At 61.6% G+C, this 19,207-nt stretch carries 15 protein-coding genes and 1 pseudogene; 4 read left to right on the top strand and 12 right to left on the bottom strand.

Annotated elements, in window-relative coordinates; genetic code table 11:
- Positions 1–4 precede the first annotated feature (4 nt).
- The 6 genes from aroK to tapM all read right to left on the bottom strand — a co-directional run bounded on the left by aroK (position 5) and on the right by tapM (position 5,698).
- Positions 5–523 (bottom strand): shikimate kinase AroK, encoded by a 519-nt coding sequence (aroK, locus tag C2U47_RS15845; protein ID WP_010673824.1) that lies wholly within the window; start codon positions 521–523, stop codon positions 5–7.
- 191 nt (positions 524–714) lie between these two features.
- Complete coding sequence (locus tag C2U47_RS15840; protein ID WP_029314121.1) at positions 715–2,940, bottom strand: type IV pilus secretin PilQ; 2,226 nt, start codon at positions 2,938–2,940, stop codon at positions 715–717.
- Positions 2,941–2,956: 16 nt separating this feature from the next.
- Positions 2,957–3,484: a pilus assembly protein PilP gene (locus C2U47_RS15835; protein WP_029314119.1), complete on the bottom strand. Its 528-nt coding sequence runs from the start codon at positions 3,482–3,484 to the stop codon at positions 2,957–2,959.
- A gap of 2 nt (positions 3,485–3,486) precedes the next feature.
- Complete coding sequence (tapO, locus tag C2U47_RS15830) at positions 3,487–4,083, bottom strand: PilO family type IV pilus biogenesis protein TapO (protein WP_010673821.1); 597 nt, start codon at positions 4,081–4,083, stop codon at positions 3,487–3,489.
- Positions 4,080–4,649, bottom strand: a complete 570-nt coding sequence (gene tapN / locus C2U47_RS15825; protein ID WP_010673820.1) for a PilN family type IV pilus biogenesis protein TapN — start codon at positions 4,647–4,649, stop codon at positions 4,080–4,082. The genes tapO and tapN overlap by 4 nt, the downstream gene beginning before the upstream one ends.
- Positions 4,637–5,698: a PilM family type IVa pilus assembly protein TapM gene (tapM, locus tag C2U47_RS15820; protein ID WP_029314117.1), complete on the bottom strand. Its 1,062-nt coding sequence runs from the start codon at positions 5,696–5,698 to the stop codon at positions 4,637–4,639. The genes tapN and tapM overlap by 13 nt, the downstream gene beginning before the upstream one ends.
- Positions 5,699–5,996: 298 nt before the next feature.
- Here tapM and C2U47_RS15815 point away from each other — a divergent pair, with 298 nt between their 5' ends.
- The gene (locus tag C2U47_RS15815; protein WP_010673818.1) at positions 5,997–8,486 is read left to right on the top strand and encodes a penicillin-binding protein 1A; all 2,490 of its coding nucleotides are present in this window, start codon (positions 5,997–5,999) and stop codon (positions 8,484–8,486) included.
- A 70-nt stretch (positions 8,487–8,556) separates the two neighbouring features.
- On the opposite strand, the gene oxyR is transcribed toward C2U47_RS15815, so the two are convergent.
- From oxyR to C2U47_RS15800, 3 genes are all read right to left on the bottom strand, one after another.
- Entirely contained in the window at positions 8,557–9,453 is an 897-nt protein-coding gene (gene oxyR / locus C2U47_RS15810; protein ID WP_010673817.1) for a DNA-binding transcriptional regulator OxyR, read from the bottom strand.
- Positions 9,454–9,582: 129 nt separating this feature from the next.
- Positions 9,583–10,227: a DsbA family protein gene (locus C2U47_RS15805; protein ID WP_010673816.1), complete on the bottom strand. Its 645-nt coding sequence runs from the start codon at positions 10,225–10,227 to the stop codon at positions 9,583–9,585.
- 74 nt (positions 10,228–10,301) lie between these two features.
- Positions 10,302–11,159, bottom strand: a complete 858-nt coding sequence (locus tag C2U47_RS15800) for a Vmh family MBL fold metallo-hydrolase (RefSeq protein WP_010673815.1) — start codon at positions 11,157–11,159, stop codon at positions 10,302–10,304.
- A 120-nt stretch (positions 11,160–11,279) separates the two neighbouring features.
- On the opposite strand from C2U47_RS15800, the gene C2U47_RS15795 reads away from it, so the two are divergent.
- Positions 11,280–12,194 carry a LysR family transcriptional regulator gene (locus C2U47_RS15795; RefSeq protein WP_029314115.1) on the top strand — a complete coding sequence of 305 codons (915 nt, stop codon included), beginning with the start codon at positions 11,280–11,282 and terminating at the stop codon, positions 12,192–12,194.
- A 60-nt stretch (positions 12,195–12,254) separates the two neighbouring features.
- On the opposite strand, the gene C2U47_RS15790 is transcribed toward C2U47_RS15795, so the two are convergent.
- A complete protein-coding gene (locus tag C2U47_RS15790) occupies positions 12,255–13,037 on the bottom strand; it encodes a BPSS1780 family membrane protein (RefSeq protein WP_010673813.1) in 783 nt (260 codons plus the stop codon).
- A gap of 40 nt (positions 13,038–13,077) precedes the next feature.
- The gene (locus C2U47_RS15785; protein ID WP_010673812.1) at positions 13,078–13,398 is read right to left on the bottom strand and encodes a hypothetical protein; all 321 of its coding nucleotides are present in this window, start codon (positions 13,396–13,398) and stop codon (positions 13,078–13,080) included.
- Between the two features lie 137 nt (positions 13,399–13,535).
- On the opposite strand from C2U47_RS15785, the pseudogene C2U47_RS15780 reads away from it, so the two are divergent.
- A pseudogene (locus C2U47_RS15780) lies at positions 13,536–14,362 on the top strand (peptidoglycan DD-metalloendopeptidase family protein).
- Between the two features lie 79 nt (positions 14,363–14,441).
- Here C2U47_RS15780 and C2U47_RS15775 read toward each other — a convergent pair.
- Positions 14,442–15,776 carry an MATE family efflux transporter gene (locus C2U47_RS15775; protein WP_010673810.1) on the bottom strand — a complete coding sequence of 445 codons (1,335 nt, stop codon included), beginning with the start codon at positions 15,774–15,776 and terminating at the stop codon, positions 14,442–14,444.
- Between the two features lie 153 nt (positions 15,777–15,929).
- Between C2U47_RS15775 and mscM the strand changes: the two genes are divergently transcribed.
- Positions 15,930–19,205, top strand: a complete 3,276-nt coding sequence (gene mscM, locus C2U47_RS15770; RefSeq protein WP_010673809.1) for a miniconductance mechanosensitive channel MscM — start codon at positions 15,930–15,932, stop codon at positions 19,203–19,205.
- Positions 19,206–19,207: the final 2 nt, after the last annotated feature.

Here is a 19,207-nt window from a genome sequence, read left to right as displayed (position 1 = left end):
TGAATTACATACCAATCAACTTGACGATTTGATTAGCGACAACTTTGGCACTCTGGTCATCCGTCTGGATGACAAAATCGGCAACCTCTTCGTACAGGGCGTTGCGCTCTTGCGCAAGACGCTCAAGCACTTCACGGGGCGGCTCTTCGGTTTGCAGCAAGGGACGACGCTTGTCTCTCTGGGTTCGCGCCAATTGCTTTTCAATAGTGGTTTCGAGATAGACCACGATGCCGCGTGCGGAGAGTTTGTTGCGGGTTTCACGGCTCTTGATGGCACCGCCACCCGTTGCCAGCACGATACCCTGCTGTTCGGCGAGCTCACCGATCACCTTCTCTTCGCGGATCCGGAAGCCTTCTTCGCCTTCAACATCGAACACCCAACCGATATCGGCACCACTGCGGCGCTCAATCTCATGATCTGAGTCGAAAAACTCCATGTGCAGTTGTTCTGCCAGATGTCTACCTATGGTGCTCTTGCCCGCACCCATGGGACCTATCAGGAAAATATTGCGTTTCTCAGCCATGTCTTTTCGTTAGTAATTACAAACTGTATGGCCCCGGTAAACACTCGACCGGGGTACCTATGAACCTTATCTTGCGTTGGATCAGGAGGGGGATTATCTCAGTAGAAACCAGGACTGGCAACCGCAGCCCTTACGCCCCAGCCTCATCGGGGCGTAAGGTTATATGTGTTTTACTCTCACAAGTAAAGTTTTCAGAGGGCGTCGGTCACTATCCTCGGGGTCACGAAGATCAGCAGTTCACGCTTCTTGTTTTCACTGGTGGTTTTCTTGAACAGATAGCCCAACCCGGGGATATCCCCCAGCAGCGGCACCTTGCTGACATCGCTCTTGATGGTCTGTTGATAGATGCCGCCAAGCACCAGAGTTTCACCGTTGTTGACCAACACCTGGGTGGTGATGGACTGGGCGTTGATGGACACCGCATCCCCGGTCCCGGTCGGCACGGTTTCACCCTTGGTATCCTGAGTCACGGTCAAGTCCAGGATCACCCTGTTGTCCGGGGTGATCTGCGGTGTGACCTTGAGGCTCAGCACTGCCTTCTTGAAGGTGACCGAGGTCGCCCCGCTCGAAGAGGACTCCACATAGGGGATCTCGGTCCCCTGCTCGATCAGGGCCGGCTTCTGGTTGGCCGTGGTGACACGCGGACTGGCGATGATCTCGGCCTTGCTCTCCTTTTCCAGAGCCGAGAGCTCAAGATCCAAAAGGGTGCCATTGGCAAGACGGGCAACTTGGAACGCCAGCGTGCCGGCCGCGTTGGTCACCGGCAGGTTGACGTTGAGTCTGTCTTCTACGTTGGGGCGAGTGATGGTGGAACTGCCATCATTGTTTCCGGCGCCATCATTACCCTCTATGGTGCCCGAGGTGCCGTTGCCATGACCGTCTGTCTTGGTCACCCCCCAGCGCACCCCCAGAGCCTCATCGAAACCATCATCAATGGTCACCATGCGCGCCTCGATCACCACCTGCTTGACCGGGATATCGAGGATATCCAGCATCCGCTTGACGTTGCTGATGACATCCGCCGTGTCCTTGACCACCAGCACGTTGGTACGTTCATCCACGCTGACCGCGCCTCTGGGGGAGAGCAGCTTGGTACTCTCGGAGGAGAGCAGGGCCGCCACTTCCGATGCCTTGGCATAGTTGATCTGCAGATACTCGGTGTAGAGGGGAGCAAGATCCGCCACCTGGTTGCGGCTCTCCATCTGCTGTTTCTCGCGAGCGGCAATCTCGTCCGCCGGCGCCACCAGCAGGATGTTGTTGTCCAGCCGTTTGTCCAGCCCTCTGACCTTGAGGATGATGTCCAGCGCCTGCTCCCAGGGCACGCCATCGAGACGCAGCGTGATGTTGCCGGAGACCGAGTCCGTGGTCACCAGGTTCAGATTGTTGAAATCGGCGATGATCTGCAACACGGTACGAACAGGAATATCCTGGAAGTTCAATGAGATGGGTTTTCCTTGGTACTGCTTCGCCGCCGTGGTGGCCACCCGTTTTTTCACCTCGATGATGAACATCTTGTCGGCCTGATCGTAACGGTAGTCAAACTGGCCGTTCACCGAGAGCTCGAACAGGGTGTCATTGCCCTGGCGGAACACCTCCACTTGGGAGACCGGGGTAGCAAAGTCCTGCACATTGATGAGGTTGAGCTGATCATCAGTCACCCGGGTACCATGGAACTTGGCCAGCACTTTCTGACCACGGCTGCTGACATCCACCGCCGCCGAACTGTTGTCCAGCGTCACAAGGAACTCCCCCTGCCCCTCCTTGCCACGACGAAAATCCACGCCCTTGACCGAGTTGAAGTAGGCGCCACCCATGTTTGCCTGAGACACGGACAACACCGGCTTGCCGAGGGCAACGGGCGAAGGAGCCACGGTAGGCGTGGCAGCCACGGCAGGCTGAGCCTGATACTGGGACTGGTTCTGGGCAACCCGCTGGGTGTCAATCAGCGCAGACTGGGTCACTGGCTGGCTTCTGACGAGCGCAGACTGACCGGCTGCAACAGGCGCCGCCGAAGAGGCGACCGGCTGCCCGGCCTTATCTCCCAGCGCCACCAGCAATTTATTGCCCTGCTGATGGACCTGATAGGGGGTGAGCTGATCGAGGGCGATCTTGATGTCGAGCCCCTGCCCCTTCCCCTCCACCAGGAGATTGTTCACCCCTTGCTGCTTGATGGGCAGGGGATTGACCGTCAGGGCACCGATGGCCCCGGGTACGTGCAGCAGAAGCTGATTGGGTTCATAGGTCAACCTGTCCGTAAAACCGCTGACCGGTTCGCTGAAGCTGAGCTCCAGCAGGAGTTGATCGGCCAGCAGGGGATTCACCTTGACCTCCTGCAACGCGGGTACTGCCCACACCTGAGTGCATCCGCCCAGCCACAGCAGCGCCACACCGATCATCCTTCTTATTGTTGTTCTCATCTCTGCTCATCCCTGATCATAGTTTTGCGTCGAGATTGGCCATGGCCAGCTGGGTTTCTCGGGTGACCCAGCATCCTTTGCCATCCGGTACCGTCTCCATCAAGTCAACATGCGTGTTCGTTATCTTGATGACCCTGCCCTGATCCAGCCCCATGTGCTGGTTGAGCCCGACGCGCACGGCTTGCCCGTCCGGGGTTTTGATCAATGCCCACAACTGCCCCTGCTTGCCGATGGAGCCTTTCATGCTCAGGCTGGCAAGCGAGTAGCGTTCCAGCACCTCCTTTTCCCGATTGGCCACTATCTGGGCACAGTCCGGCTTGGCCTTGGCATCCAGCCTGGAACTGGTTTCCGGCTGGGGTGCAATGAACGGACTACGCTGATCGCTGCGTTGATAGACCATGGGCGAGAAGGGCTTTATCTCCGGCAAAGATTCGATCGGTACCGGCTTTCTGGCCTTGGTCTGTTTGACATACTCATCCATGTCCTCCTGTCCCCCACAGGCCGTCAACAGCAGCGCCGACAAGAGAAGTACGCCCGCTCTCATGCTCATGGCTTTTTCTCCACGGTTTTGCCGTTGTACTTGTAGGTCTTGGCCTGCATGGACATACCGATCAGCTCACCCCCCTTCCCCTGGCTGAGCTGGAAAGAATCCAGGATCACGATGCGCGGCAAAGCAGCCATGTCCGCCGTGAACTTGCCAAGTTCGTGATAAGTGCCCACGACCTCGATGCGCATGGGCAGCTCGGTGGAGAACTCGTGTTTCACCTCTGGCTCCCAGTTGATCCTGTTCAATGTCAAACCGTTGTCGGTGGCAATGAAGCTGATGTCATCCAGCAAACCGGCGACTTCGTGGGTGTTGGGCAGCTGTTTGAGCTGAGTGTCGACCAGATGTTCCAGCTGGACCATCTGCTTTCTGTATGCTTCCAGGTTCGCGGCCAGCATGGCCTTGCTCTCGAATTGTCCCTTGAGCTCGCTCTCTTTTGCAGCTTCACGACCCAGAGCGGCCAGGGAATTGGCAATCACGTAGTAATAGAGTGCCCCGCCAAGCAGAGCACAGCAGAAGAAGACAAAGATGCCCTTGGCGATCGGCGGCCAGCGGGCAATGTCATTGAGATCCAGGTCGTTAAGTTGTTGCAGGTTCATTTTTGCCCCTTAGCCGCGTTGGGTAGCGCCGTGGCAATCTGGAACATCATGGAGAACTGGCTCAGGGCGATGGGGGCCACCTCGGCCGTGAAAATGGTGCTGAGCTGGGATTGTGTCAGCCAGCCGGAACCGTCGATTCGGCGCATCATGCTGGCTACCCTGCCATAGGCTTCGGTCTTTCCCTTCACGTCTATCTTGTTGTTTTGCAGAGCAAGGCTATCAAGATACACCCCATTGGGGACCAGCACCGGTAGCTGATTGAACAGACGCACAGGGATGTTGCGGCGCATCTGCAACTGCTCGATGAGTTGCATGCGGTCAATCAACTCCTTGCGCCGCTCCTTGAGAAGCCTGATCTCCCCAAGCTGGGTGTCCAGGGTTGCCATCTCCTGCTGCAACCGCTGATTGCGCTGCTGCTGGTAACCGATCTGCTGCTGCACCAGCCAGTCTGCGGCAAAGGCGATGGCTGCCGTCCCCGCCAGGAACAGACCGAACAGGATGCCGAATTGTTTCTTCTGACGCTGCGCCCGAGCCTGCCGCCAGGGCAGAAGGTTTATATTTGACATGGTGTGAAGCTCCTCAGTGCCAGCCCGAGCGCCGTCATGTACTTGGCCCCATGAGTCAGCCCCCCCTCTCCCTGCGGCTTGCCAAAGAGTGCAAAGGGATCAGGATGCAGCACCTCGCAGTTGAGCTCGCTGCCGATTTGTCCGGCCAGCCCCGGCAGCAGGCTCCCCCCTCCGGTCAGCACCAGCCTGGAGAGCTCCTTGTTCCCCGAGGAGCTGCAAAACAGCTGCACGTTGCGCCGTATCTGCAACACCAGAGTGCTGAGGTGAGGCAACAGGACATCCACCTCATGATCCGCAGGCAAGGAGCCCTGGAGCTTGGCCAGTTCCGCTTCTTCCATACTCATGCTGTAAAAAGAGGCCAATGCCTGGCTGTATTGATCACCACCAAAATTCTGCAACCGGGAATAGATGATCTGGCCCCGTAGCAGGGCGGCGAAAGTCAGGGCGCTGGCACCGATGTCGACGATGCCAACCGGTTTCTCCGAGGTTTGCAGGTCGGGCAGGCAAGCCAGCACGGCGCGTCCGAGCGCATGGGCCCCCACATCCACCACCATGGTCGTCATGCCTGCCTCCGTCAGGGCACTGACCCGGCCACTGACGCTCTCGGTCCGCGCGGCACTGAGCAGGACCTCCTGACGCCCGTTGTCGCCCGCCATGCCGAGGATTTCAAAATCCAGGCTCACTTCATCGAGGGGAAAGGGGATGAGCTGCTCTGCCTCCAGGTGAACCTGGTTCTCCAGCTCGCTCTCGTTGATGTTGGTATCGACCTGAATGATCTTGGTGATGACATTGGAACCGGTCACGGCCGTGGCCACGTTCTGGCAATCCCCTTGCACGAGCCGCTTGAGCGACTTGAGGGACTGACTGACCCGTTCAATGTCCTGAAGTTGATAGTCGACCAGCGTCCCCCTTGGCATGGGGATCTCGGCAACCGAACCGAGGTGCACCTTGCCGGGACGTCCGCTGATGGTGACGGCCTTGATGGTTTGACTGCCAAAATCAATGCCCGCCAAGGAGACGAGGGATCCCTTACTTAATAGCCCAAACATATACACATCCATGCGTTATTGGGTTTTCGGACTTATTGTAGGACAGCGCGTCATGATGTGACGGCTTAACTCAATATAATGCTCTATCTATCAATGTCATAAAGTTTGTGTCAAAAGTTGACGCCCCTCTCCTTTCGGCCTTGATTGCGGCCCCCTTGGTAATTGTGCCCTGGAGTGCTACCCTCCCGCCTCTTCTCGGGGTCGCCTGTTTGCGGAGAGGAAAACCTCGAATCCGCGAGGGTAAAAAGGCTATACTCTGCGCCCGTTGGCTAATTTTAAGACGATTGGTAGTTCTTCCATGCTGAAATGGCTCGTTCGCCTGTTTATTGTCATGATGCTGGGTGCTGTGCTGGGCGTTGCCAGCCTCATCGGCATCTACTTCTACATCAAGCCCCAGTTGCCGGACGTCAGCGCTCTGCGCGATGTCAAACTGGCTACCCCCATGAAGGTCTACAGCCGGGACGGGGAATTGATCTCCCAGTTTGGCGAAATTCGTCGCATCCCTCTGCGGCTGGACGAAATTCCCCAGTCCATGATCGATGCCGTACTCGCCACCGAAGATGCCCGCTTCTATGAGCACCCGGGCATAGATCCCATCGGCATCATCCGTGCCGCCACCGTCTGGGCCGTCTCCGGCCAGGCGCGCCAGGGCGCCAGTACCATTACCCAGCAGGTGGCTCGCAACTTCTTCCTGAGCAACGAGAAGACTCTTGTACGCAAGATCAAGGAAGTGTTCCTCGCCTGGCGCATCGAGCAGAACCTCTCCAAGGACGAGATCCTCACCCTCTATCTCAACAAGATCCCCCTCGGCTACCGGGCATTCGGGGTCGGCGCGGCCGCCCAGGTCTACTTCGGCAAGGAGGTCAAAGATCTGACCCTGGACGAGATCGCCATCATCGCGGGTCTCCCCAAGGCCCCCTCCATGCTGAACCCGATCCGTTCCCCGGAGCGCGCCTTCGCCCGCCGCAACGTGGTACTGGGTCGCATGCTGGAAACCGGCAAGATCACCCAGGCCCAGTATGACGAAGCCTCCAAGATGCCGGTCAAGGCCCGTTTTCACGGTGCCGAAACTACGCTGAACGCCCCCTATCTGAGCGAGATGGTACGCCAGAAGATGGTGGAGCAGTTTGGTGAAGATGCCTACACCATGGGGCTGCACGTCTACACCACCGTCACCGCCAAGCGTCAGCGCGCCGCCCATCAGGCGCTGCTGGACGGTGTCTTCGACTACGACACCCGCCACGGCTACCGTGGCCCGACCGCCTTGCTGTGGAAAGCCGGTGAAACGGCCTGGGACTACGAGCAGATCATGGCCCATCTGGCCAAGCAGCCGACCTATCAGCCCCTGATGGCCGCCGTGGTCACCCAGCTCGGCGACAAGAGCGCCACCCTGGTGCTCAAGAATGGCAAACAGGCCGAACTGGGCTGGAATGGCATCAAGTGGGCGCGTGCCTTCATCACCGACGATCGCCAGGGCTTTGCCCCGAAATCGGCGCGGGATGTACTGAAAGTCGGCGCCCAGATCTGGGTCAGGGAGAAGGGGGAAGAGTTGCTGCTCTCCCAGATCCCCGACGTCAACGCCGCCCTGGTGGCCATGAACCCGCAAGACGGCGCCATCGAGGCCCTGGTCGGCGGCTTCAGCTTCGAGCTCTCCAAGTTCAACCGGGTCGATCAGGCCCGTCGTCAGGTCGGCTCCAACATCAAGCCTTTCCTCTATGCCACCGCGCTGGAGCAGGGCTATACCCTGGCGTCCCTCATCAACGATGCACCGATCAACCAGTGGGATCCTGCCAAGGGCCCCATGTGGCAGCCCAAGAACTCGCCCGCCATCTATGAAGGGCCGACCACATTGCGCCTCGGCCTTGCCAAGTCCAAGAACGTGATGTCGGTCCGCCTGATGCGCGCCATCGGGCTGGATACCTATATCGACGGCCTGACCCGCTTCGGCTTCGCCCGTGATCACATTTCCGCCAACGAATCCCTGGCGCTGGGTGCGGCGGAGTTCACCCCGCTGGAAGTGGTGCGCGGCTACTCGGTGCTGGCCAATGGCGGCTTCCAGGTCACCCCCTACTTCATTACCGAAGTGACTGACAGCTTCGGCACCCCCCTGTTCGAGGCCAACCCGGCCGCCGCCTGCCGCGACTGCGGCGTGCTGGCCGCCGCCGGTCTCGACAGCGCGGATGCCTATGCCAATACCACGGCAGACTGGAAGGCCCAGTGCCCCATCGATCCTGTCGTGCCCAACAACATGGCACCGCAGACCATCAGCGCCCAGAGCGCCTTCCTCATCACCGACACCCTGACCACCGCCATCTGGGGTGGCAATGGCTGGCGTGGTACCGGCTGGCGGGCAGCCCGTGACCTCAAGCGTCACGACATCTCGGGCAAGACGGGGACCACCAACGAATCCCGGGATGCCTGGTTCTCCGGCTATACCCCGAATCTGGTGGCCACCTCCTGGATCGGTTTTGACAACCACCAGCGCGGTCTGGGCCGGGCCGAGTTTGGCGGTGGTGCCGCCCAGCCCATCTGGATTGACTTCATGAAGACGGCTCTGCAACAGGTGCCCGAGCGCAAGATGCCGGTCCCCGAAGGGATCATGCAGGTCCGCATCGATCGTGAAACCGGTCTGCTGACCAATCGCGCCGATGGCAGTACTACGGAGGAGTTCTTCAAGGAGGGCACAGAGCCCACCCGCTACGCGAGCCAGATCTCCGATGGCAACCAGGTGTATGGCGGTGACGATGCGACCACAGACGGTCCCGTCTCCACCGACGACATCTTCTAGGTCCCCCTGGAAACAACAAAAACCGGCGCCCAGGCGCCGGTTTTTGTTTCGGGATGACGAGCGGGCTGCGTCAGCCCAGCAGGGCTTTCATCAGACTCGAGATGCGGGCCGCCAGCTCATTGAAGCAGGGGCGGCGCACCGAGTAGTGACGATAGAGCAGGGAGATGGTGCGCCCCGGCACGGGGTTGATTACCGGGCGATAGCTGACACCCCCCTCCTCCGGGTTGGCGGGCACGGCGAGCCTGGGCACCAGCGTCATGCCGCTGCCAGCGGCGACCATGTTGCGCAAGGTCTCCAGACTGGTGCCCTTGAAGCGCTGATCCTCACCGATGCCTGCGGCAAAACAGAAACCCATCGCCTGATCCCGCAGGCAGTGACCGTCGGCCAGCATCAGCAATTTCTTGCCCTTGAGATTGTGCAGGGGCACCGCCTTGGCGCTCGCCTCCGGGTGATGCTGAGGCACGGCCAGCCACATGGGCTCCTGATAGAGGGGGATGGCGCCAAACCCCTCCATCCCTTCCAGCTCCGCCAGCACGAGGCAATCCAGCTCCCCCTCCTCCAGCCGCTTGAGCAGCACCTGGGTCTGATCTTCGTAGAGGTAGAACTCCAGCTTGGGGAAGTGTTCACGCAGATCCTGGATGATGTGGGGCAGCAGGTAGGGGCCCACGGTGGGAATGAAACCGATGTGGATCTCGCCGGACATGGGCTCGGCGAAGTGCTGGCCTATGCTCTTGAGCTCTCGCGCCTCTTTGAGCACCTTGCGCGCCTGACGGGCCATGGCATCGCCGGCGGGCGTGAACAGCACCTTGCGGGAGGTGCGCTCGATGAGGATCACTCCCAGTTCATCTTCCAGCTTGCGCAGCTGACCACTCAGGGTCGGCTGGCTGACAAAGCAGCGCTCCGCTGCCTTGCGAAAGTGTTTCTCCTCTTCCAGCGCTACCAGATATTCGAGATCGCGAAGGTTCATAGGTACTGCATCCTGCCGTTCAATGAGGCCGATAGCATGCACAAGAACGGTGCGGGGGACAAGGGAGGCGCGCAGACGGGTCTGCCCTCTCCCTCTCCTTTGACAAGCCGCAGGCGATGGGCGAGAGACTCACCCCATCAGGGAGGTGATGTGATCCGCGAACGCCGCTGGCTCTCCCAGATAGGAGGAGACAGGCAGCACAACGACGCGCTCCCCTTGCATCAATCCCAGGGTCGGGAACCCCTGCCCGCCGAGCCGGCGCAGCCACGCCTGGCTTGTGGCCAGATGGCCCACAAGATCGACCCGACCAAAGGCCAGGGCGAATGCTTCCGGTGTCAGCCCCTGCTCCCGCGCGAGCGCCGCCAGCCGTGTCGGGGAACCGACCCATTCCCCATCCCGGTAGTGGGTTTCCTGGATGCGGTGCAACAAGGCAAGGCCGTCGCCGCCAAGCTCGCTCACCGCCAGAACGGCGCGTATGGGCGGCTCGGAGTCGAGGAGCAGTGACTCGTTGAGCAGAAGCTCGTTGAAGTAGCGCTCACCAAAGCGCTGTCCGGTGAGGGCATGGATGCGCTCGTCATGGGGGCGCACATAGTCCCGCAGGGGCTGTCCCATGGCCTGGCGCCTGGCGCCCATCCAGAGGCCCCCCCCATGCAGTTCGATGCGAAGGCCCGGGATCTCGGCAGCGGCTTTCAGCAGGGGGGCGGCGCCATAGCACCAGCCACAGAGGGGGTCATAGACATAATGGAGGGTTGTTTGCGCTTCGTTCATCATCATTCTCGCTTCAATGCTGGATAAAAAACCGGGCCCTCGGGCCCGGAAAAAAACACAGGGATGTAGGCGTCAGGGAGTTACCACTTCATCTCGCCGGTATTGACCTTGGCACCGATGGCCAGGCCATCATCGACCGGCAGGGAGGGGTAAGCCTTCTTCAGCGCTTCAATCAGCTGGCCGGAGTGCTTGGTCTTGGCCAGCTCTTGCTCAAAGCGCTGCACGTAGTCACGGGTGAAGGTCACGGCTTCGGTACCCTTGGGCGCAGTCCCCAGGAAGTGACCCGGCACCACGCGCTCAGGTTTCAGCGCCAGCAGATTGTTCAGCGCCTTGACCCAGTGGCTGCGAGCGGCCTTGGACTGGCTGTCCGCCATCCAGACGTGCACGCCGCTGTAGACCGGCACACCACCAAAGGCCGTCTTGATGGAAGGGGCCCAGAGGTAGGCATTCGGGGTGTTCATCTCTTTGATTTCAATCTTCTCGCCATCCAGCGTCAGGTGGCTGGCCGTCATCACTTGCGGCACGGTAAGGCTCTTGGGTGCATCCTTGCCCAGGATCGGGCCCCAGTAGCTCAGCTTGGCATCCTTGGTCTGCTTGATATGGTCGACCACATGCTGGTCGGCCAGCACCTTGACATCCGGGAACGCCGCCATGACGGGTTCCAGACCGAAGTAGAAGTCGGGGTCACCGGCACTGATATAGACAGTGGTCAGCTTCTTGCCGCTCTTCTTGATCATGTCCACCAGCGCCTGACCATGTTGCACATCGAACTGGGCATCGATCAGGATGGCCTCTTTGTCACCGGTTACCAGTGAGGAGGAGACGGGGAAGATGGCCTTCTCGCCGGGGTTGTAGACGGTCACGGTCAGGGGGGCCGCCAGGGCGGAACCCGTCATCAGGAGGCTGGTCAGGGTCAGGGTACGCAGTGTGTTGTTCATCAGATAACGCTCATCGGTGTGGATTAATGGAATGAGCGCAGTTTATTGCATCACCATCGATACAAATACCGCATAATGGGCGCATCACTGTTGCACAAATCGAGCATATAGGGGCACAAGATGGATAGGCTGACCGCATTGCGGGTCTTTGTCTGCGTAGTGGAACAGGGCAGCCTGAGCGGCGCCGGGGAGAAACTGGAGATGTCCCGCGCCATGGTGTCGCGCTACCTGGCCGAGCTGGAACGCTGGATGGGGGCCAGATTGCTGCACCGCACCACCCGCCGGCTGAGCCTGACCGGGCCGGGAGAAGAGGCGCTGAACCGGGCCAGAGCCATGCTGGCCCTGGGGGAAGAGATGGAACACCTGGCCATCCGCCATGACGAGGCCCCCAAGGGGCAACTGCGCATCACCTGCAGCTACTCTCTCTCCGAAGCCCTGCTGGTCGGGGCGGCGAACGACTACCTGGCCCGTTACCCCGGCACGGCGATCGACATCCTGCTGCTGGACCGGACGGTCAATCTGGTGGAGGAGCGAATCGATCTCGCCCTGCGCATCACCAATGACCTCGATCCCAACCTGGTGGCCCGCAGGCTCGGCACCTGCCACTCGGTGGTATGCGCCAGCCCCGCCTACCTGGCCCGCCATGCTCCGCCGCAGCAGGTGCAGGATCTGGCACTGCACAACTGCCTCACCTACACCTATTTCGGCAAGAGCCTGTGGGAGTTTCTGGGGCCCGATGGTCCCGAATCCGTCCCGGTGAGCGGCAACCTCAGCGCCAACATCTCCAACCTGCTGCTGGCCGCCACCCTGGACGGGGCGGGGATCAGTCTGCAACCCGCCTACTCGGTTCACCCCCATCTGGCAAGCGGCGCCCTGGTCCCCCTGCTCACCCCGTGGCAGCCCAAGCGCCTCGGCGTCTATGCCGTTTATGGCACCCGCAAACAGATGTCCCCCCTGCTGCGCAGCTTCCTCGACTTTCTCGTGGAGCGGATGGCGGACGATCCCCTGTGGCAGGAAGCCCCTCCCTCTCTCTGATCCCTGCGAGCCGCACAAAAAAGGGGCCTCGCGGCCCCTCTTTGCTCCATCCTGTGCCGGTCAGGCTTCGAAACCGAATGCCTTGACCGGGGTCTCTCCCTCCTCGGCCTCCTGATCCTCCAGATAGATGTCGTGATAGGCGGCATAGATGGAGTAGTTGATGGCAGGCAGCACCACCAGCAGGCCCACCAGCATCAGGAGTGCGCCAAAGAAGATCAGCACGGCCCCGAGCAGCCCCCACCAGAGGAAGGGCCACATGTTGCGCAGACATCCCTTGAAGCTGAGCCGGGCAGCCTGCCAGACCCCGACCTGATGGAAGAGGATAAGGGCGGGGGCGAAGGTGATGGCCATCAGCACGGGAACGAACAGTGCCAGTCCCACCAGGGCGCACACGAGGAAGCCCCGTGCCTGCTCCGGGGTCAGCGCCAGGGAGCCCGGATCCGCGGACAACAGGCCGGTGAGTCCCCACTGGTGCAGCAGGAACACGCAGATCATCAGGATCCCCATGATGAGGCCGAGCACCATCAGGCCCCCCAGCATCAAGGGGGTCAACCGATGGCGGAAACCGGCAAAGAAGTCGCCAAATTGCAGCGCCTCGCCTTGGTGACCTCGCCGCGCCACCGCCACCCAGCCAGCCCCCCACACCATGTAGAGCAACTGGGAGATCAAGCCCCCCGCCGGCAGTTGATCCAGCACGATGCCCACCACAAACCAGAGCACTATCATGGCCACGCTGGCACCCATCCCCTTGTTGAAGATGTCGAATCCGGTGCGGATCCAGATCCAGCCCTGTCCTATGCCATGGCGTTTGGGTTCGTGGCGCAGGGCCCTGTCACTGTTCATCATTGACCTCGTCGAAAAATAGGGGCGAAGCGGCGTCTCCTCAGGGCACGCTCACCGTGACCATGATGGTGCCGGTGTAGGGGCCGGTGCGTACTACCTGGCCCGGCAGCCGGGTCGGGTAGAGCCTCACCTTGTAGTCGGTGGCCTGGGTCGCCGCCGAGTAGGGTACCGCGATGGCGGTATCGAATGGAATAGGGGTCAGGGCCCCCTGCTCGACCATGCCCACCCCGACACCGGCCAGGCTGGTGGTAATGAAGCGGTTGTCGCTCGCGAGCACCCCCGAGAAGCTGTAGCGCAGCGGCCCCCTGATCAGGCTGGCAAGGTCGAAGGGAAGGCGGGCACCCGCAACCAGAGCATTCACCTCGCTGCAATGGCGTGTCCGTTGCGTCTTTCTGGGCCGCAGCCGACGAGTTTATCGGCCACGGTTGACGGACAGCACCGCCAGAATGTGGCATCATCTCCCCCCTCTTGCTTTCCCCCTGATCCGATGGAGCCATCATGCGCCGCCTCTTCTTTCTTCTCCTGCTGCTCGGCAGCCCTGCGCTTCACGCCGAACCGGGGTTTATCAGCCGCTTGCTCAACCACCCGGTGCCGGGGGCGTGGCCGTGGTACCACTGGGAAGCGGGGCCAAGGCGCCCGCAGTGCGCTATCAGGACAAGCCTGTGCTGGTGGTACAGGAAGACGGGAAGACGTGGATCGCCATCGTCGGCATCCCGCTCAAGAGCGCGCCCGGCCCCCATCAGGTGACCACCAGCGATGGCCGCACCTTGAGTTTCAAAGTCGGCACCAAGCACTACCGTGAGCAGCACATCAAGCTCAAGAACAGCCGCCAGGTCAATCCGCTGGCCGAAGACATGACCCGCATCAACCGGGAGCTTGCCGAACAGACCCGCGCCTACCAGACCTTCAGCCCGGCTCAGCCGAGCAACCTGCTGTTTGACAAGCCGGTCCAGGGCCCGCTCTCCAGTCCCTTCGGGCTGCGCCGCTTCTTCAACGGCGAGGAGCGCAACCCCCACTCCGGACTCGACTTCGCGGTCGGAGCCGGCACTCCCATCAAGGCACCAGCCGCTGGCAAGGTCATCCTCATCGGCAACTACTTCTTCAACGGCAATACGGTGTTCGTCGACCACGGCCAGGGCCTCATCAGCATGTTCTGTCACATGTCGAAGGTGGACGTGAAACTGGGCCAGAGCCTGCCCCGCGGCGGCATCGTCGGCCGGGTCGGCGCCACCGGCCGCGCCACCGGTCCCCACATGCACTGGAACGTCAGCCTCAACGACGCCCGCGTCGACCCCGCCATCTTTATCGGCGCCTTCAAGCCCTGAGGCCGGCGACCTGCCGCCCACAGGCAGGGAATGAAAAAGGCAGCCGAGGCTGCCTTTTTCATGGACGCATGACCACATCTCAGGCAGCGCTGTGCTGGCGCCCCTCCCTGTTCATCACCCGCCACATCACCAGGACCAGCAGAGTGCTGCAAGTAGGCAGCGCCAGCCAGACACCGGCCACTCCCCACAGGGAGGAGAAGCCCCACAGGAAACCGCCGATCAGCACCAACTTGCCGCCGGTGAGCAGGGAAGCGATGCGGGCCCGGTTGATGGCCTGGAAATAGGTGGCCCCCACCAGCAGCAAGCCTTCCATGGGCAGCCCCCAGAAGTAGAGCCAGATACCGAGGCTGGCTACCGGCAACAGGGCAGCATTGTCCCCCGCAAACAGATAAACCACTGCCTCCGGCCACAGATACAGCGGGATCATCCCGCACAGTGCCACCGCCATGGTCACTCCCAATGCCAGGTTGCGTACCCGCAGTACTCGCGACCAGTTGCCCGCCCCGGCATTGAAGCTGGCGATAGGCTGGATGCCCATGGCGATCCCCTCGAAGATGAGATAGAAGAAGGCCTCGCTGTAGCTGATGACCCCATAGGCGGCCACGTGCAGCGAAGTGCCCACCGAGAGCAGCGCCTTGTTGTGCAGCGCCAGCACCACCGAGAGGTAGAGGTACATCAGAAAACTCGACACCCCGAGTCGCAATGTCTCCCCCATCAGCCGCCAGTCGGGCACCAGGGTATCCCAGCGAATGCGCAACTGGCTGCGGGGGGTGAAGAAGTGCCACAGGCACAGGCCCCCGGTGACCGCCTGGGAGAGCATGGTCGCGATGGCGGCCCCCGCCAGCCCCCAGGGGATCACCGCCATCAGCAGGTAGTCGAGCAGCACGTTGAGCACGCCGCCCCCCACCAGGATCCAGGTGGTGAGGCCGGGTCGCCCGTCGTTGCGCAGCAGGGCGGTAAAGGCCATGGAGAGCACCGCGAACACCCCGAGCCAGGCGTACCACTGCAGATAGGCGAAGCCTGCGTCGAAGATGACCCCCTGCGCCCCCATCCAGACAAGCATGGCCTTGCCGTAACGAATGCCAATGAAGGCGAGCAGCGCGGAGGCGATGAGCACCATCACCAGGGCATTGCCGACGATGTGGCGCGCCCTAGCCTGCTCCCCCTTGCCCAGATAGAAGGAGGCCAGCGACGAGGATCCCATGCCGATCAGGGCACCCACCGCGTAGAGCACGGCGCAGATGGGGTACGCCAGCATCATGCCGGCCAGCCCGTCCTGGCCCAGGATATGGCCGACGAAGATGCCGTCAATGGTGACATAGATGCCGGTGACCAGCATGGCGGCCACCGTGGGGGTGACGTAACGCAAGAAGAGGCGGGAAAGGGGGGCCGTGCCCAGATCGACGGAGGACATAAATTGCTCAATGAAGGGGAACGGCCAGAATAATAGCCAAACAAGACCCGGATCACCCGTTATTTGTGCCGTGGATCATTCATCTTGAGGGCTTTACCCGCCCCGGCCCCTGCTTTAGGCTAGGGCGACTTCTCCTGAACGGAAACGTGCGCCATGTTGCAACGCTTGCTCTGTCTGATGCTCTGTCTCAGCCTGTTCCCCTTCTCCGCTGTCCAGGCCGATGATGCCATCACTCAGGTAGAGGAGCTGCTGCAAAGCGTCCCCAAGACGGATACCCCGGAAAACCAGCAACTGCGGGAGAGCTACCAGCAGGCGCTGCAATATGCCCGGGATGCCCAGCGCTACCGGGAACAGGGCAAGGCCTACCAGCAGATCCTCATCGACTACCCCAAGGAGTCCGCCCGTCTCAAGGAGGGGCTGCACAACTATCAGCCCCAGTCCCGCCCGTCCCTCTCCTCCCTCAAGGAGGATGCCCTTCGCCAGGCCATCAGCCTGAGCAGCAACCGCCAGCTCAACCTGCGCAAGGAGCGTCAGGCGGTGACCGACAGCCTCAACCAGCTTGAGAGCACGGGCCAGGAATATCACCTGCGGGTCGACGAGTTGCGCAAGCAGTTGCTCCAGACCCGCTCCCTGCTCGATCGCCTGAGCTTCAGCAACGAGTCGGACAGGTTGCAGGAGGCCCAGCAACTGGCCACCCGACTCAAAGAGCAGAGCCTCTCCGACCGGATCCAGATGCTGGAGCTGGAGCAGCTCTCCGCCCAGCAGCGCAACGATCTGGGCAAGCTCAAGCTGCAGGAGCTCAACCTCGCCATCACCGACGAGGATGAGTGGCAGACCAGTCTGCTTGCCCAGCAGAACCAGCTGCGCCGGGACAAGACCGAGCAGGCCCTGGCCGAGAGCGAACGCCTGCGCCGCCAGCTCACCTCTGACCTCCCCCTCTTGCAGGAGCAACAGCAGCAAAACCAGGCCCTCTCCCTCCAACTGGGGGCTCTCGAGGACCAGATTGAACGGGTGCAGGACGAGCAACGGGGGGTGGACACCTCCCTCTCCGGGCTCAACGAGCTGGTCAATTCGGTGCGCGAACAGCTGGAGTGGTTGCAGATAAGCAACGCCTACGGCGAGAACCTGCGCAGCAAGCTGGCCGATCTGCCCGCCTACTTCCCGCTGGAGCGGCTGGAGTCCGCCATCGTCAAGGCGCGCATGGCCAAATACCAGTACGAGACCGAGCAGGATGCCCTGAAGGATCCGGTGCAACTGCGCAACAGCCTGCTCAGTGGAGACGACATCACCCTGGACAGGGCCCAGCGCGCCGTGCTGGATAACCTGCTCAAGGCGAGGCGACAACTGCTGACCCGGCTCAACGATGCCTCCGACACCCTCATTCAGGAGCAGACCCGCCTCAAGCTGCTCTACAGCCGCCAGAACAGCAAGATCGACGAGATCCGCGAACTCAGCGCCAGCCATCTGTTCTGGATGCCGGACGTGCGCCCCCTGAGCCCGGCGGTGCTGCTCGGCGTCCCGGCCGCCCTCGGCCTTGCCTTCAACCCGGCCAACTGGCTGCAACTGCCCAGGGCCATCGCCGAGAACAACCCCCTGAGCCTGACCCTGGCTGGCCTCGGGCTGCTGGGGCTGGCCTGGTGCTGGTTGAAACTGGCCCGCCACCTCCTTCAATACAGCCACTACATTGCCCCGCGCATCGGCAAGGTAACCCAGGACAAGTTCAGCCTCACCAGCCGGTTGCTGGTGCGCTCCGTGCTCGCCGCCCTGCCGCTGCCCGCCATGGTGCTCATGGTGCACGGCCTGCTGGACGGCGCCTGGCAATATCCCTTCGCGGTGGCGGTGGCCCGGGGCCTGGGTGAAATCTGGTTCCTGCTGCTGGCCCTGCTGGTGGCGCGCCACCTCACCCTGGAGAAGGGGATCCTCATCCTCCACTTCCGCTGGCAGAAGGAGCGGGTGCAGCGAGTGTGGGGACAGTTTCGTACCCTGCTGCTGGTGCTGATCCCGAGCTTCTTCGTGCAGGGCATGGCGAGCAGCTATCAGGAGCACGCCTTCTACGACTCCCTGGGACGCCTCGCCTTCATCATCGGGGCCCTCTGGCTGCTGCTCTTCTTTGCCCGCCTCAACCGGGAAAAACTGCCCCTCACCTGGGGTCAGGCAGACATGACCAAGCCCCATCTGCTGCACCACTTCATCTGGAACAGCCTGATGCTGGCCCCGCTGCTGGCGGTGCTGGGCGCCCTGTTCGGCTACTTCTACACCTCCCGCACCCTGCTGCGCCAGCTGGAGCTGAGCCTGCTGGCGGGGCTCGGCTGCCTGCTCGTCTACTATCTGGCCCACCGCTGGATGCTGATCCAGCGCCGCCGACTCGCCTTCGATCGCGCCAAGCAGAAGCGGGCCGAGATCCTGGCGCAGCGGGAGCGGGAAGAGGACGATCTCAGCTCCGAGATCCCCGATGTGGTGGAGGAGCCCGAGCTGGATCTGGATACCATCAGCGCCCAGTCCCTCGGCCTGGTGCGCACCCTGCTGATGCTGGGCTTCACCATGCTGGTGGTGGTGCAATGGTCGGATCTCAACTCGGCATTCAGCTTCCTCAGCAGCATCGAGGTGTGGCAGGTGAGCAGCAAGGTGGCCGGCATCGAGCAGCTCTCCGCCATCACCCTGCAGGATCTGATGCTAACCGTCTTCGCCTTCATCCTGACGGTGGTCACCGCCCGCAACCTGCCAGGGTTGATGGAGCTCACCCTGCTCCAGCACCTGAGCCTCTCCCCAGGCACCGGCTTCGCCCTCACCACGGTGAGCAAGTACCTGGTACTGCTGATTGGCGCTCTCACCGGCTTCTCCATGCTCGGCATCGACTGGTCCAAGACCCAGTGGCTGGTGGCGGCACTCTCTGTGGGGCTGGGCTTCGGCTTGCAGGAGATCTTCGCCAACTTCGTCTCCGGCCTCATCATCCTGTTCGAAAAACCGATCCGCCTGGGTGACACCGTCACCATCCGTGATCTCACCGGCACCGTCACCAAGATCAAGACCCGCGCCACCACCATAGTGGACTGGGACAGGAAGGAGATCATCGTCCCCAACAAGGCCTTCATCACCGAGCAGTTCATCAACTGGTCCCTGTCCGATGCCATCACCCGGGTCCGCTTGCGCATTCGCATCGGCCTGACCCAGAATCCCAAGCAGGTACAGCAACTGCTGGAGCAGAGCGTGCGCGAATCCACCCTGGTGCTGGATACGCCCGCCCCGGAGGTGTTCCTCATCGAGTTCACCGACTCGGCCCTCATCTACGAGATCCGGCTCTACGTCAACAACATGGATCACCGGATGCCCATTACACATGAGGTACATTCCCTGATCCTGGAGAAACTCGGCCAGGTCGGCATGCATCTGCCACATCAGCAGATCGACATCCGGATGAGCCGGGGATGAAG

The sequence above is a fragment of the Aeromonas sp. ASNIH7 genome (assembly GCF_002903485.1).
Lineage (GTDB): Bacteria > Pseudomonadota > Gammaproteobacteria > Enterobacterales > Aeromonadaceae > Aeromonas > Aeromonas caviae.
Note: the sequence above shows the minus strand (reverse complement) of the source record. Positions and strands in the feature narration are given on the sequence as shown.

Bases quoted from the DNA above. Each gene is read 5' to 3' on its own strand.
- C2U47_RS15840 (WP_029314121.1), bottom strand. From the start codon at position 2,940: ATGAGAACAACAATAAGAAGGATGATCGGTGTGGCGCTGCTGTGGCTG.
- C2U47_RS15790 (WP_010673813.1), bottom strand. From the start codon at position 13,037: ATGAACAGTGACAGGGCCCTGCGCCACGAACCCAAACGCCATGGCATA.
- C2U47_RS15805 (WP_010673816.1), bottom strand. From the start codon at position 10,227: ATGATGATGAACGAAGCGCAAACAACCCTCCATTATGTCTATGACCCC.
- C2U47_RS15815 (WP_010673818.1), top strand. From the start codon at position 5,997: ATGCTGAAATGGCTCGTTCGCCTGTTTATTGTCATGATGCTGGGTGCT.
- C2U47_RS15835 (WP_029314119.1), bottom strand. From the start codon at position 3,484: ATGAGAGCGGGCGTACTTCTCTTGTCGGCGCTGCTGTTGACGGCCTGT.
- oxyR (WP_010673817.1), bottom strand. From the start codon at position 9,453: ATGAACCTTCGCGATCTCGAATATCTGGTAGCGCTGGAAGAGGAGAAA.
- C2U47_RS15795 (WP_029314115.1), top strand. From the start codon at position 11,280: ATGGATAGGCTGACCGCATTGCGGGTCTTTGTCTGCGTAGTGGAACAG.
- aroK (WP_010673824.1), bottom strand. From the start codon at position 523: ATGGCTGAGAAACGCAATATTTTCCTGATAGGTCCCATGGGTGCGGGC.
- tapN (WP_010673820.1), bottom strand. From the start codon at position 4,649: ATGTCAAATATAAACCTTCTGCCCTGGCGGCAGGCTCGGGCGCAGCGT.
- tapM (WP_029314117.1), bottom strand. From the start codon at position 5,698: ATGTTTGGGCTATTAAGTAAGGGATCCCTCGTCTCCTTGGCGGGCATT.
- C2U47_RS15800 (WP_010673815.1), bottom strand. From the start codon at position 11,159: ATGAACAACACACTGCGTACCCTGACCCTGACCAGCCTCCTGATGACG.
- C2U47_RS15775 (WP_010673810.1), bottom strand. From the start codon at position 15,776: ATGTCCTCCGTCGATCTGGGCACGGCCCCCCTTTCCCGCCTCTTCTTG.
- mscM (WP_010673809.1), top strand. From the start codon at position 15,930: ATGTTGCAACGCTTGCTCTGTCTGATGCTCTGTCTCAGCCTGTTCCCC.
- tapO (WP_010673821.1), bottom strand. From the start codon at position 4,083: ATGAACCTGCAACAACTTAACGACCTGGATCTCAATGACATTGCCCGC.